A 14,513-nucleotide genomic window follows, 5' to 3' on the forward strand; every position below is an offset into this window, starting at 1 on the left:
GCACCGGACGGCCGTCCCCGGCTCACCTGGGCCTCAGCTCACCTGGACCTCCAGGATGCGGTCGTCCTCGCCGCCCGGGTCGCCGCGGCCGTCCGTGTTGCTGGTGACCAGCCACAGCCTGTCGTCGCCCGCCGCCGCCACCGTGCGCAGCCGCCCGTACTCGCCCTCCAGGAAGGCCTGCGGGTCCGCCGAGGTCTCCGTGCCCCTGAGCGGGATCCGCCACAGGCGCTCCCCGCGCAGGCCCGCCATCCAGATCGACCCCTTTGCGTACGCGATGCCGCTGGGGGAGGCCTCGTCCGTGCTCCACTGGGCGATCGGATCGTGGAAGCCGCCCTCGTCGGACGTGCCCTCCGCCTCGGGCCAGCCGTAGTTGTCGCCGGGCTCGATCGCGTTCAGCTCGTCCCAGGTGTTCTGGCCGAACTCCGAAGCGAACAGCCGCTGCCTGGAGTCCCAGGCGAGGCCCTGCACATTGCGGTGGCCCAGCGAGTACACGGCGGAGTCGGGGAGCGGGTTGCCCGGCGCCGGCTCACCCTCCGGGGTCAGCCGCAGGATCTTGCCGCCCAGCGACTTCTCGTCCTGGGAGAGGCCGGTGTCGCCGCTCTCGCCCGTGCCCACGTACAGCATCCGGTCCGGGCCGAACGCGATCCGGCCGCCGTTGTGGACCACACCCTTGGGGATGCCGCGCAGCACCGTGTCCGGCGCGCCCAGCCGCTCGCCCTCGGGCTTGCCCTCGTCGTAGATCATGCGGACGACGCGATTGTCCGAGGCCGAGGTGAAGTAGGCGTAGACCATGCGGTCCGAGGCGTAGTCGGGAGAGAGCGCGATGCCGAGCAGACCGCCCTCGCCGGACGGCGACACCCCGGGCACCTCGCCCAGCTCGGAGGTCTCGCCCGTCTCGGCGTCGACCCGGCTGATCGTGGCATCGTCACGCGACGACACCAGCAGATCGCCGTCGGCCAGGGGCGCGAGCCCCCAGGGGGAGCGCAGGTCCGTACCGACCGTACGGAGCACCTTCGCCGAGCCCTTCGAGGGCGGTGTCTCCTCGGCGCCGCTCTCCGGGGAGGCCGACCGCCCCGCCGTACCGCCCGGGGAGGAGCTGTCGTCTGCGCCCGGCGACCCCCCGTCGTCGGAGGAACAGCCGGCCGTCAGCAGGAGCACGGCGGTGGCCAGCACGGCCGTAACTGCTCGATGGTGCACGATGTCGTCCCTTCGACGCGGCGGGTTCTCCCTGTCATACACCGCCCGCGCCCCACAAGTTCCCGATCACGGGAGACCGAACCACCGCTCACCGTCCGGCCCCGGCCCGGACCCCGCGATTTCGGCCCGGCGGTCCAGGGCCCCGGGGCCTGCTCCCACGGCTACGGCCCGAGGACCCGCCCCCTTCCGGAGCCCGCCCGTCACGATCGACCCGACCGGTTGCGCCCCGGGTTCCGGTCCCACGGACCCGGCCCGGCGACCCTCGCCTCCCGGTCCCGGTCCCGGTCCCGCGCCGGCGGCCCGAGTGCCCGTGACCTCCGGTCCCGCTCCCGCGGGCCTCCGTCTCAGTCCCACGACCCCTGGGCCGCGGGCAGGTCCGCGATCTCCGCCAGGTCGGCCTCCGCCAGCCGCAGGTCCGCCGCCCCCGCGTTCTCGGCGACCCACCGCTCCCGCTTGGTACCCGGCAGCGGGATCACCTGCCGGCCCTGGGCCAGTACCCAGGCCAGAGCCACCTGCGCCGGGGTGACATCCTCGCCGTGCCGGCGGGCGACCCGGCGCAGGCCGGCCACGATCGGCTGGTTCGCGGCCATCATCTCGGCGGTGAAACGGGGATGCCGGGCCCGCAGATCGTCCGCCTCGAAACCCCCACCGGGCGTCAGCGTGCCGGTCAGGAAGCCGTTGCCCAGCGGCATCGCGGCCAGGAAACCCACACCGCGCGCCGCGCACCACGGCAGCAGTGCCTCCCGCGCCTCCGGCGACCACACCGACAGCTCCGCCTCCACGGCGCTCACCGGGAACACCTGCTGCACCCGCTCCAGTTGCCGGACCGTCGCGTCGTGCAGCCGGGCCCCCGGCCGCCGCGCGGACCGCGCACCGACCGCGCAGAGCCCCAACGCCCTTACCTTTCCGGCCCGTACGAGCTCCGCCATCGCGCCCCAGGTCTCCTCGACGGGGACCTCCGGATCCGTCCGGTGCAGCTGGTACAGGTCGATGACGTCGGTCTGCAACCGGCGCAACGAGGCGTCGCAGGCCCTTCTCACGTACCCGGGGCGGCCGTTGGCCACGATGTGCTGATCGCCCACCAGCAGCCCCACCTTCGTCGACACGAAGGCGTCACCGCGCCGCTCCTTCAACACCCGCCCCAGCAACAGTTCGTTGGTGAACGGGCCGTACATGTCGGCCGTGTCCAGCAGTGTCGACCCCAGGTCCAGTGCCCGGTGCACCGCCCTGAGCGAGTCCTCGCCGCGCTGCCGCGAGGTGCTGTAGGCCCAGCTCATCGGCATGCACCCGAGTCCGACGGCCCCCACCGCGAGCGCCGCCGCGCCGATCGTCCTGCGCTCCACCTGGTCGTGACCCTCCCTATCCCGGACCCCAACCTAACCTCTGGCGCCGCGGGCCCCTGACGTAGCCTCCGCTGCATGACTGCTGACGTGTGGCTTCCCATCCCGCCGGACGAGATCGAGGGCCTTCCGAAGGGGCCGGGGTACCAGTTCTGGGACGGCGCGAAGGAGTACCCGGCGGACCCGGCCGACTGCGCGTTCTACGTCGTGCCGTACATGAAGCCCGGTGACGTCGGGGTGCGCCCGTTGCCGCTGATGAGCTCGGTCGAGGTCGTGCAGACCCTGTCCGCCGGCGTCGACCACGTCCAGCCGGGCCTGCGCCACGTGGGCCCCGGCGTACGGCTGTGCAACGCGCGCGGCGTGCACGAGGCGAGCACGGCGGAGCTGGCGCTCGCCCTGATCCTCGCCTCGCTGCGCGGCCTGCCCGACTTCGTGCGGGCGCAGGACAAGGGGGAGTGGCTCGGCGGATTCCGGCCCGCGCTCGCCGACCGGAACGTGCTCATCGTGGGCTACGGAGCCATCGGCGCGGCCATCGAGGACCGGCTCGTTCCGTTCGAGCTCGCGCGGGTGGCGCGCGTCGCGCGCTCCGCACGCACCACGGCGCGCGGCCCGGTGCATCCGTTCACCGAACTGCCCGCGCTGCTGCCCGAGGCGGACGTCGTCGTTCTCTCCACCCCGCTCACGGAGGCCACCCACCACCTCGTGGACGCCGGCTTCCTCGCCCGGATGAAGGACGGCGCGCTGCTGGTCAACGTGGCCCGGGGACCCGTCGTCGACACCTCGGCGCTGCTCACCGAGGTGTCGACCGGCCGTATCACCGCGGCCCTCGACGTGACCGATCCCGAACCGCTCCCTTCGGAGCATCCCCTGTGGCGGACGCCGGGCGTCCTCATCAGCCCGCACGTCGGCGGACCCACCTCCGCGTTCCGGCCACGCGCCGAGCGGCTGCTGGTGGACCAGTTGAACCGGTTCTTGAACCGAAAAGAGCTTCGGAACGTGATCCTGGTGACGGGGGCGGCAGACCTGTAGTCCACTTCGAGTACCGTCCGCGTTTTTCCGGGTGCGGTGGGTACTCATATATCAAGTGATCGTTACAGAGCGTAGAGAAGCTATGTCCCTGAGTGACGATACTGGTGTATCGTCCCGACAGGGCAGCGCCGCTGACCGATCGGCGCGGGGGATCGACATTGCAGACTGTGAGGGGGGCGACGGGCGATGCACGGCCTATGGACAAGCGATCCGACGCGATTGAGCCGCCGTCGGCGACCCAGGCGCACGACCGCGCGCAGCCGGGATCACCGCAGCGGTCACCGTACCCGCGCTCACCCCACCCGCAGCGGCGACCGTCCCGGGAGGGGCCGGTGAGTGCGCCGGCCGCCACGACCACGCTCGACGGAGCGGTGCGGGCGCACCCCGACCCGGAAGCGCTGCTGCCCGGCCCGCCCGCCGTGGCCCGTCGTCAGGGACTGCTGCCGCAGCTCGCCCTCGCCGTCGTCTGCGCGGCCTACGCGATCGGGGCGGCCTTCGGCTGGGGGTCGGACCGACTCGCACTGATCATGGGTGATTTCGGACTGAGCGCCGCGGCGGCCGCGGCCGCCGTGTCCTGCGTCCTGTACGCGCGCGGCCCCCGCATCCGCTTCCGGCCCGCCTGGCTGCTGTTCGGCATCTCCTCCGCCATGGCCTCCCTCGGCAATCTCGTCTGGGGGTGGTACGAGGTGGTCCTCGGGCTCCCCGTGCCCAGCCCCAGCTACGCCGACCTGTTCTTCCTGTGCTTCGCGCCGCCCGCCATCGTGGGGCTGCTGGTGCTCGCCAAACGGCCGGTGACCAAGGCCGGCTGGGTCTGCCTGGGCCTGGACGCCTGGCTGATCGGCGGCTCCCTGCTCACGCTCGCGTGGAGCCTCGCGCTCGCCCGGACCGCGCAGGCCGGGGGCGAGGACGTGGCGCACACCGCGCTGTCCCTGGCGTATCCGCTGCTCGACATCGCCCTGGTCAGTATGGTGCTGGCGCTGCACTTCCGGCGGTCGGCGGTCAACCGCTCCGCGGTCAACACCGCGATCGGCGCGCTCGCGCTCACCGTGATGTGCGACGCCCTGTTCACCTCCCCGCTGCTGCACGACACCTACCGCTCGGGGCAACTGCTCGACGCGGGCTGGTTCGCCGGTTCGCTGCTCCTGGCGTACGCGCCCTGGACCCGTCCTCGGGGCGGCCGGCCCGAGGACGGGGGGCACACGCGCGTGGTGCGCGAGCACCTGCCCGGACCGCGCGGCGGACCGCTCTCCCGGGCGAACGGGCACCGGGCCGCCCACGATCCGGGTCACCACACGATCCACGACGCGGCCTACGACCCGGTCCACCACCCGTACCCCCACCACCCGTACCCCCACCACCGAAACCTCCGGCATCCGGCCGCCCCCGGAGGGGACCGCGGGCGGTATCCGGTCTCCCGGCCCATCGCCGGCTCCCTCGGCGCGCTCGCGCCGTACCTCGCCGCCGCGGTGTGCACCCTGGGGATCCTCTACACCGTCCTCAACGGCCGCAGCGTCGACCGCGTGGTCCTGCTCACCGGCGGCACCGTGGTGCTCGCGCTCGTCGTCCGCCAGGGCATCATGCTGCTGGACAACATCACCCTCACCCAGGAACTGGCCCACAAGGAGAACCACTTCCGCTCCCTGGTGCAGGGATCCAGCGACGTCATCATGATCGCCGCGCCGAGCGGCATCCTCCGCTACGTCTCCCCGGCCGCCGCCGGCGTGTACGGCCGCCCCGCGGAGGACCTGGTGGGGACGGAGCTGGCGCAGCTCATCCACCCCGAGGACCTGGACTGCGTCGTGCACGAGGTACGCCGGTTCCTCGCCGCCGGCCCGGCCGAGGAGCCCACCACGCGCATCGAGTGCCGGTTCCGCTCCGGCGACGACGGCTGGCTGAACGTGGAATCGACCGTCAACCGGCACCACGGCGGCCTCATCTTCAACAGCCGGGACGTCACCGAGCGCGTGCGGCTCCAGGCACAGCTCCAGCACAACGCCGAGCACGACCCGCTCACCGACCTGCCCAACCGCTCCCTGTTCACCCGGCGCGTCCAGCAGGCACTGTCCGGCCGCCGGGCCTCCGACCGGGGCGCCGCCCTCAGGGGCACGGCCGTGCTCTTCATCGACCTCGACGGCTTCAAGGCCGTCAACGACACCATCGGCCACCAGGCCGGCGACGAACTGCTGATCCACGCGGCCCGCAGACTCCGGGACGCGGTCCGCAAGGGCGACACCGCCTCCCGGCTGGGCGGCGACGAGTTCGCCGCCCTGATCGTGGGCGACGGCGCCCGCGACCGGGAGGCCCGCGAGCGGCACATCCTGGAGCTCGCCGACCGCCTCAGGGTGACCCTCTCCCAGCCCTACCTCATCGACGGCAACGATGTCCGGGTCAACGCCTCCATCGGTGTCGCCTTCGCCGAACCCGCTCTCGGCGCGGGCGAGTTGCTGCGCAACGCGGACCTCGCCATGTACCGGGCCAAGGCCGGCGGCAAGGGCCGGGTGGAGCTGTACCGGCCGCAGATGCAGCAGGACGTCGTCCGCCGGGCGGAGCTGGCCACCCGGCTGCGCGCCGCGCTGCACGACGGCGAGTTCGCGCTGCTGCACCAGCCTGTGGTGTCCCTCCAGGACGGCAGGATCACCTCGGTCTGCGCCCAGGCGCGCTGGCGTTCCTCGCAGGGCGTGCTCTTCACCCCCGCGGAGTTCCTGCGCGTCGCCGAGGACAGCGAGAAGACCTCCGAGCTGGGCCGCTGGCTGCTCGAGGAGGCCGTGGAGCAGGCCGCCGAGCGGCAGGCGACCGGCGTGGCGGTGCCCGTGGCGGTCCGGGTGGGCGCCCGCCGGCTCCTCGACCGCTCGCTGCCGCTCGGCTCCATCGAAGCCCTGCTCACCCGGCACGGACTGCCCTTCGGCTCGCTGGTCGTCGAGGTGGCCGAGACCGATCCGCGGATCTCCCTGGACGAGCTGGAGCGCCGGCTGACCGCGCTCAAGCGGGTCGGCGTCCGGATCGCCCTGGACGGCTTCGGCAGCAACTGCGCGGCGATCACCGCTCTCAGACGCCTCCCCGTCGACGTACTGAAACTCGACCGCAGCCTGGTCGAGGGCGTGGTCGAGTCCGCGCGGCTGCACAAGATCACCAGTGGGCTGCTGCGGATCGCCGGGGACCTGGGCATGCAGTCCGTGGCCGACGGGGTGGACCTGCCCGAGCAGGTCGTCGCCCTGCGCGCGATGGGGTGCACGCACGGTCAGGGCATGGCCTTCTCCGGGCCGCTGGACGAGTACCGGCTGCGCAGAGCACTGGGCGCAGGCCACTGTCCGGTGCCGCAAGGACCGGCCGAACCCGTGTACGCGGGCGGCGGTTCCGGCGGTTCCGGTGGCTCGGGAGGGTATGCGTCGGGGGTCGCCTCGGTGCTCCGTACCGGTGCGGTCCTGCGCTCACATGATGAGACTCCCGTCCCACCCACTTGACAGTCGGTGCGCGCCGGGGGGAAGGTCAGTGCCATGCGCACCCGAATTCTCGTACTTGGACAGCGCGTCGGCCGACGCTGAGCATCGCCTGCTCAACGCTCCCGCCCGACGCGCTCCCCTCGCTTGCCTCATGGCACGAGGGGTTTTTTGTTGCACCAGCACCTGTCGCACCGTCCACGCACACCGCGCGAACCTCGCGAAAACCCTCAGCATCGAGAAGAGAAGCCGATGACCGAGCAGGCCACCGGGGCCCACCCGCAGCCGCGGCCCCGATCCGGAGGACAGCAGTCCGCCCCCGAGAGCGTCACGGGCGCGCAGTCCCTCATCCGCTCGCTCGAGGAGGTCGGCGCCGACACGGTATTCGGCATTCCCGGCGGTGCGATCCTTCCCGCCTACGACCCGCTGATGGACTCCACCCGGGTGCGCCACGTCCTGGTCCGGCACGAGCAGGGCGCGGGCCACGCGGCCACCGGCTACGCGCAGGCCACCGGCAAGGTCGGCGTCTGCATGGCGACCTCGGGTCCCGGCGCCACCAACCTGGTCACCCCGATCGCCGACGCGCACATGGACTCCGTGCCGCTGGTCGCGATCACCGGCCAGGTCGCCTCCAAGGCGATCGGCACGGACGCCTTCCAGGAGGCGGACATCGTCGGCATCACCATGCCGATCACCAAGCACAACTTCCTGGTCACCAAGGCCGAGGACATCCCGCGGGTGATCGCCGAGGCCTTCCACATCGCCGCCACCGGCCGTCCCGGCCCGGTGCTCGTGGACATCGCCAAGGACGCCCTCCAGGCGCGGACCACCTTCTCCTGGCCGCCCACCATGGACCTGCCCGGCTACCGGCCCGTCACCAAGCCGCACGCCAAGCAGATCCGCGAGGCCGCCAAGCTCATCACCTCCGCGAAGCGGCCGGTCCTCTACGTCGGCGGCGGCGTCCTCAAGGCCCACGCCACGGCCGAGCTGAAGGTCCTCGCGGAACTCACCGGGGCTCCCGTCACCACCACCCTGATGGGGCTCGGCGCATTCCCCGACAGCCACCCGCTGCACGTGGGAATGCCGGGCATGCACGGTGCGGTCACCGCCGTCACCGCGCTGCAGAAGGCCGACCTGATCGTCGCCCTCGGAGCCCGCTTCGACGACCGCGTCACCGGCAAGCTGGACAGCTTCGCCCCGTACGCCAAGATCGTCCACGCCGACATCGACCCGGCCGAGATCGGCAAGAACCGCGCCGCCGACGTGCCGATCGTCGGCGACGCCCGCGAGGTCCTCGCCGACCTCGTCCTGGCCGTCCAGAAGGAGCACGCCGAGGGCAACCGCGGCGACTACACCGCCTGGTGGAAGGACCTGAGCCGCTGGCGCGACACCTACCCCCTGGGCTACGACCAGCCCGAGGACGGTTCGCTCTCCCCGCAGCAGGTCATCGAGCGCATCGGACAGCTGGCGCCCGAGGACACGATCTTCGCCGCCGGTGTCGGCCAGCACCAGATGTGGGCGGCCCACTTCATCCAGTACGAGAAGCCCGCCACCTGGCTGAACTCCGGTGGCGCCGGAACCATGGGCTACGCCGTCCCGGCGGCCATGGGAGCCAAGGCCGGACAGCCAGGCCGGGCCGTCTGGGCGATCGACGGCGACGGCTGCTTCCAGATGACCAACCAGGAACTCACCACCTGCGCCCTGAACAACATCCCGATCAAGGTCGCCATCATCAACAACGGCGCCCTCGGGATGGTCCGCCAGTGGCAGACCCTGTTCTACAACCAGCGCTACTCCAACACCGTGCTGCACTCCGGCCCCATCGGGGCGGGCCGTGCCCCCACCGATCTGGGCAGCGGCTCGGCGGTGGGCCCCGGCACCGAGCGGAGCGCCGGCACCCGCGTCCCCGACTTCGTCAAGCTGTCGGAGGCCATGGGCTGCTACGCGATCCGCTGCGAGGACCCGGCGGACCTCGACAAGGTCATCGAGGAGGCGAACTCGATCAACGACCGCCCGGTCGTCGTGGACTTCATCGTCCACCAGGACGCCATGGTGTGGCCGATGGTCGCCGCCGGCACCTCCAACGACGAGATCATGGCCGCCCGCGACGTCCGTCCCGACTTCGGCGACAACGAAGACGACTGAGCCAGGAAGAGCGAAGAGGAAACACGACATGTCCAAGCACACGCTCTCCGTGCTGGTGGAGAACACCCCCGGCATCCTGGCCCGGATCGCCGCACTGTTCTCCCGCCGCGGTTTCAACATCGACTCGCTCGCGGTCGGCGTCACCGAGCACCCCGACATCTCCCGCATCACCATCGTGGTGAGCGTCGACGAGTTCCCGCTGGAGCAGGTGACCAAGCAGCTCAACAAGCTCGTCAACGTGCTGAAGATCGTCGAGCTCGAACCCGGCCAGGCCGTCCAGCGCGAACTCGTTCTGGTGAAGGTGCGCGCCGACAACGAGACGCGTTCCCAGATCGTCGAGATCGTCCAGCTCTTCCGGGCCAAGACCGTGGACGTCTCCCCGGAGGCCGTGACCATCGAGGCCACCGGCAGCAGCGACAAGCTGTCCGCCATGCTGAAGATGCTGGAACCGTTCGGCATCAAGGAACTGGTCCAGTCCGGAACGATCGCGATCGGACGCGGTGCCCGTTCGATCACCGACCGATCGCTGCGTGCGCTCGACCGGTCGGCTTAGGACGGAAGCGGGCGGTCGGCGACACCCCGGCCGCCCGTATTCCGAGACTCCGAACCTTCCCCTCTTCCCACCGTCATACGGTGGGACGCGACACCCGCACACAAGGAGAGAACCCAAAGTGGCCGAGCTGTTCTACGACGCCGACGCCGACCTGTCCATCATCCAGGGCCGCAAGGTCGCGGTCATCGGTTACGGCAGCCAGGGCCACGCCCACGCCCTGTCGCTGCGCGACTCCGGCGTCGACGTGCGCGTCGGTCTGCACGAGGGCTCGAAGTCCAGGGCCAAGGCCGAGGAGCAGGGCCTGCGTGTGGTGAGCCCGTCCGAGGCCGCCGCCGAGGCGGACGTCATCATGATCCTCGTCCCGGACCCGATCCAGGCCCAGGTCTACGAGGAGCACATCAAGGACAACCTGAAGGACGGCGACGCCCTGTTCTTCGGCCACGGCCTGAACATCCGCTACGGCTTCATCAAGCCCCCGGCCGGCGTGGACGTCTGCATGGTCGCCCCGAAGGGCCCGGGCCACCTGGTGCGCCGTCAGTACGAGGAGGGCCGCGGCGTTCCCTGCATCGCCGCCGTCGAGCAGGACGCCACGGGAGGCGGCTTCGCGCTGGCCCTGTCGTACGCGAAGGGCATCGGCGGCACCCGCGCCGGCGTCATCAAGACGACCTTCACCGAGGAGACCGAGACCGACCTGTTCGGTGAGCAGGCCGTCCTCTGCGGTGGCACCGCGGCGCTGGTCAAGGCGGGCTTCGAGACCCTGACCGAGGCCGGCTACCAGCCGGAGATCGCCTACTTCGAGTGCCTGCACGAGCTGAAGCTGATCGTCGACCTCATGTACGAGGGCGGCCTGGAGAAGATGCGCTGGTCGATCTCCGAGACCGCCGAGTGGGGCGACTACGTCACCGGCCCGCGGATCATCACCGACGCCACCAAGGCCGAGATGAAGAAGGTCCTCGCCGAGATCCAGGACGGCACCTTCGCGCAGCAGTGGATGGACGAGTACCACGGCGGTCTGAAGAAGTACAACGAGTACAAGAAGCAGGACAGCGAGCACCTGCTGGAGACCACCGGCAAGGAGCTGCGCAAGCTCATGAGCTGGGTCGACGAAGAGGCGTGAGCCGCACGGCCGGGAGCCGGAGCGACGCGTTCCGGCCCCCGGCCGAACCCGGGGTAACGTCGGTGGTACGGCGTTGTCCGTCCCGTCCTGCCACGGACGGGTGATCCTTTTGAAGCGGCGTAAGACGACGCCCTCGGCGCCACTAGACTGCTGCACTACATACGCGTCAGGCCCACAGCGTCGTGCGTCTTCCACGCGGCTAGCACTTCTTCACCGCATGCGGCCGTCGGGACGGCCGTCCGCATTGGACATGTGAGGACTCACGTGAGCTCGAAACCTGTCGTACTCATCGCCGAAGAACTGTCGCCCGCGACCGTGGACGCGCTCGGCCCGGACTTCGAGATCCGCCACTGCAACGGGGCGGACCGCGCCGAACTGCTGCCGGCCATCGCCGAGGTGGACGCGATCCTGATCCGCTCGGCCACCAAGGTCGACGCCGAGGCCATCGCCGCCGCGAAGAAGCTCAAGGTCGTCGCGCGGGCCGGCGTCGGCCTGGACAACGTCGACGTCTCCGCCGCCACCAAGGCCGGCGTGATGGTGGTCAACGCGCCCACCTCGAACATCGTGACCGCCGCGGAACTCGCGTGCGGTCTGATCATCGCCACCGCGCGCAACATCCCGCAGGCCAACGCCGCGTTGAAGAACCACGAGTGGAAGCGCAGCAAGTACACGGGCGTCGAGCTCGCCGAGAAGACCCTCGGAGTCGTGGGTCTGGGGCGGATCGGCGCCCTCGTCGCGCAGCGCATGTCCGCCTTCGGCATGAAGGTCGTCGCCTACGACCCCTACGTGCAGCCCGCGCGGGCCGCGCAGATGGGCGTCAAGGTGCTGTCGCTGGACGAGCTGCTCGAGGTCTCCGACTTCATCACCGTCCACCTGCCCAAGACCCCCGAGACGCTCGGCCTGATCGGCGACGAGGCGCTGCGCAAGGTCAAGCCGAGCGTGCGCGTCATCAACGCCGCGCGCGGCGGCATCGTCGACGAGGAGGCGCTGTACGCGGCGCTCAAGGAGGGCCGCGTCGCCGGCGCCGGCCTGGACGTGTACGCGAAGGAGCCCTGCACGGACTCCCCGCTCTTCGAGTTCGACCAGGTCGTCTGCACCCCGCACCTCGGCGCGTCCACCGACGAGGCCCAGGAGAAGGCGGGCATCGCCGTCGCCCGCTCGGTGCGCCTCGCGCTCGCCGGCGAGCTGGTCCCGGACGCGGTGAACGTGCAGGGCGGCGTCATCGCCGAGGACGTCAAGCCGGGCCTGCCGCTGGCCGAGCGCCTCGGCCGGATCTTCACGGCGCTGGCCGGCGAGGTCGCCGTCCGTCTCGACGTCGAGGTGTACGGCGAGATCACCCAGCACGACGTGAAGGTGCTCGAACTCTCCGCGCTCAAGGGCGTCTTCGAGGACGTCGTCGACGAGACGGTGTCCTACGTGAACGCGCCGCTGTTCGCCCAGGAGCGGGGTGTCGAGGTCCGGCTGACCACCAGTTCCGAGTCCGCCGACCACCGCAACGTCATCACGGTGCGCGGCACCCTGGCCGACGGCGAGGAGATCGCGGTCTCCGGCACGCTGGCCGGTCACAAGAACGTGCAGAAGATCGTCGCGGTCGGCGAGTACGACGTGGACCTCGCGCTCGCGGACCACATGGCCGTGCTGCGCTACGAGGACCGCCCCGGTGTCGTCGGCACCGTGGGCCGGGTCTTCGGCGAGGCCGGCATCAACATCGCCGGCATGCAGGTCGCGCGCGCCGCGGCCGGCGGCGAGGCCCTCGCCGTCCTGACCGTCGACGACACGGTGCCCTCCGCGGTCCTGGCCGAGCTCGCGGCGGAGATCGGTGCCACGTCGGCCCGCTCGGTGGAACTGGTCTGAGACCACCGTCCCCGGGAGCTCCGCTCCCGGGCCCCCGTTCGGTCCGAAAGGCGCCGGGCCTGTCCGGCACATCCCCGCGCACCGGCGACGTCCGGCACGACCTTTCCCCAGCCCTGCGAGCAGGGCCCCCGGCGGTGTTGTCCTCGGCGGCCGGCCCCCCCCCACGCTCCACTGCGCTCGTGCGGGAGGGGCCTCACCGCCTCCGCCGGACCGGCTCCAAGCCGGGCCGGCTCTAAACGGCGGCTTTCTCCGCCTCCGCGGTGGTCTCCTCCCGCACGGGGACTCTCCGCAGCGTCACGGCCGCCAGCACCGCCCCCGCCGCGAGGATGCCCGCCGCCGCGACCGCCGCCGTCTGCATCCCCTGGACGAACGCCTCCCGGGCCGCCGCCGCCAGGGCGTCCCCCGCGCGCCCCGGCAGCCGGTCGGCCACGGCCAGCGCGCCGCCCAGCGTCTCGCGGGCCGCCGCCGGGGCCGTCTCGGGGACGTCGTGGCGGTAGACGGCGGTACCGATGGAGCCGAGGACCGCCATGCCCAGTGCGCCGCCGAACTCCGCGCCCGTCTCCATCAGGGAGGAGGCCGAACCCGCCCGTTCCACCGGGGCGGTGCCCAGCGCGAGATCCGTGATCTGGGACACCACCATGGTGACCCCCGAGGCGAGGACCCCGCAGCCGACCAGCACCAGCACCAGCGTGTCCGTGCCCACGAACATCAGTGGTACGAAGCCGCACGCAGCGGTGGCGAAGCCCGCCGTCACCACGTGGACGCGTTCGACACCCCGCCGCACCAGACGGGCCGCGAACGGGGCCGCGAAGCCGACGGGCACCGAGGGCACCAGCGCCCACAGGGCCGCCTCCATCGCGCTCATGCCGAGCACCGACTGCAGGTACTGCGTGGTGAAGAACGCCGAACCCATCATCCCGAACAACGTGACGACGTTGAGGGCTACGGCCGGGGCGAAGCCGCGGCCGCGGAACAGGGCCGGGGAGATCATCGGCGAGAGGGACGTCCGCTGCCGGTGGACGAAGAGGACCGCGAAGAGCAGACCCACGGTCACCGACACGACGTACTGGACGTTCCAGCCCTTGGACGGGATCTCCTTGAGGCCGTAGACGACCGGGAGCACGGCGGCCATCGACAGCGGGATGCTCGGCCAGTCGAAGCGGCCGGGTCCGGGGTCCTTCGACTCGGGCAGCAGGATCGGGCCGAGGACGAGCAGCAGGGCCATCGCCGGCAGGTTGACCAGGAAGACCGAACCCCACCAGAAGAACTCCACCAGCACGCCGCTCAGCACGGAGCCGAGCGCCACACCGGCGGTCATCACGGCGGACCAGATCGCGATGGCCTGCGCCCGTTGTCCGGCGTCGGTGAAGAGCGAGCGAACCAGTGCCAGCGTCGAGGGCATCAGGGTCGCACCGCCGATGCCCAGGACCGCGCGGGCGGCGATCAGGGTCTCGGCGCTGTTCGCGTACGCCGCCGCCAGGGAGGCGGCGCCGAACGCCACCGCGCCGATCAGCAGGAGTCTGCGGCGGCCGATCCGGTCGCCCACGGAGCCCATCGTCATCAGCAGGCCGGCCAGGACGAAGCCGTAGATGTCGAAGATCCACAGCTGCTGGGTGCCGCTCGGCGCCAGATCCGCGGTGATCTCCGGGATAGCGAAGTAGAGGACGGAGACGTCCATCGAGACCAGCAGCAGCGGAAGCATCAGCACGGCGAGCGCGGTCCATTCGCGGCGGCCGGCCAGAGCGGTCGGGAAGGCACCCGGCGGGTGGTTGGTCATCATGCCGGTGACTGTACGCATGTTTTATACGCTCGTCTATGACGTTCGTATAAAACATCTGTAT

General features: G+C 71.3%; 9 protein-coding genes. 6 read left to right on the forward strand and 3 right to left on the reverse strand.

From position 1 onward, the window contains the following. Positions 1 to 33: 33 nt before the first annotated feature. Both ACWZEH_RS24695 and ACWZEH_RS24700 read right to left on the reverse strand, forming a co-directional pair. A complete protein-coding gene (locus ACWZEH_RS24695) occupies positions 34 to 1,197 on the reverse strand; it encodes a PQQ-dependent sugar dehydrogenase (RefSeq protein ID WP_456193297.1) in 1,164 nt (387 codons plus the stop codon). 344 nt (positions 1,198 to 1,541) lie between these two features. Then, positions 1,542 to 2,540, reverse strand: coding sequence for an aldo/keto reductase (locus ACWZEH_RS24700; protein ID WP_456193298.1), 999 nt, complete (start codon positions 2,538 to 2,540; stop codon positions 1,542 to 1,544). Positions 2,541 to 2,615: 75 nt separating this feature from the next. Here ACWZEH_RS24700 and ACWZEH_RS24705 point away from each other — a divergent pair, with 75 nt between their 5' ends. From ACWZEH_RS24705 to serA, 6 genes are all read left to right on the forward strand, one after another. Then, positions 2,616 to 3,566, forward strand: a complete 951-nt coding sequence (locus tag ACWZEH_RS24705) for a 2-hydroxyacid dehydrogenase (protein WP_456193299.1) — start codon at positions 2,616 to 2,618, stop codon at positions 3,564 to 3,566. A gap of 332 nt (positions 3,567 to 3,898) precedes the next feature. After that, positions 3,899 to 7,027, forward strand: coding sequence for a putative bifunctional diguanylate cyclase/phosphodiesterase (locus tag ACWZEH_RS24710; protein WP_456193300.1), 3,129 nt, complete (start codon positions 3,899 to 3,901; stop codon positions 7,025 to 7,027). 228 nt (positions 7,028 to 7,255) lie between these two features. Continuing rightward, positions 7,256 to 9,148 (forward strand): acetolactate synthase large subunit, encoded by a 1,893-nt coding sequence (locus ACWZEH_RS24715; protein WP_456193301.1) that lies wholly within the window; start codon positions 7,256 to 7,258, stop codon positions 9,146 to 9,148. Positions 9,149 to 9,176: 28 nt separating this feature from the next. Next, a complete protein-coding gene (gene ilvN, locus ACWZEH_RS24720) occupies positions 9,177 to 9,701 on the forward strand; it encodes an acetolactate synthase small subunit (protein ID WP_042167943.1) in 525 nt (174 codons plus the stop codon). 118 nt (positions 9,702 to 9,819) lie between these two features. Continuing rightward, positions 9,820 to 10,818 (forward strand): ketol-acid reductoisomerase, encoded by a 999-nt coding sequence (gene ilvC, locus ACWZEH_RS24725; RefSeq protein WP_456193302.1) that lies wholly within the window; start codon positions 9,820 to 9,822, stop codon positions 10,816 to 10,818. Positions 10,819 to 11,082: 264 nt separating this feature from the next. Beyond that, on the forward strand, positions 11,083 to 12,672 hold the full coding sequence (gene serA, locus ACWZEH_RS24730; protein WP_456193303.1) for a phosphoglycerate dehydrogenase: 1,590 nt from the start codon (positions 11,083 to 11,085) through the stop codon (positions 12,670 to 12,672). Positions 12,673 to 12,904: 232 nt separating this feature from the next. Here serA and ACWZEH_RS24735 read toward each other — a convergent pair whose 3' ends face one another. After that, on the reverse strand, positions 12,905 to 14,470 hold the full coding sequence (locus ACWZEH_RS24735) for an MFS transporter (protein WP_456193304.1): 1,566 nt from the start codon (positions 14,468 to 14,470) through the stop codon (positions 12,905 to 12,907). Positions 14,471 to 14,513 lie beyond the last annotated feature (43 nt).

This window comes from Streptomyces yamdrokensis, from assembly GCF_053890455.1.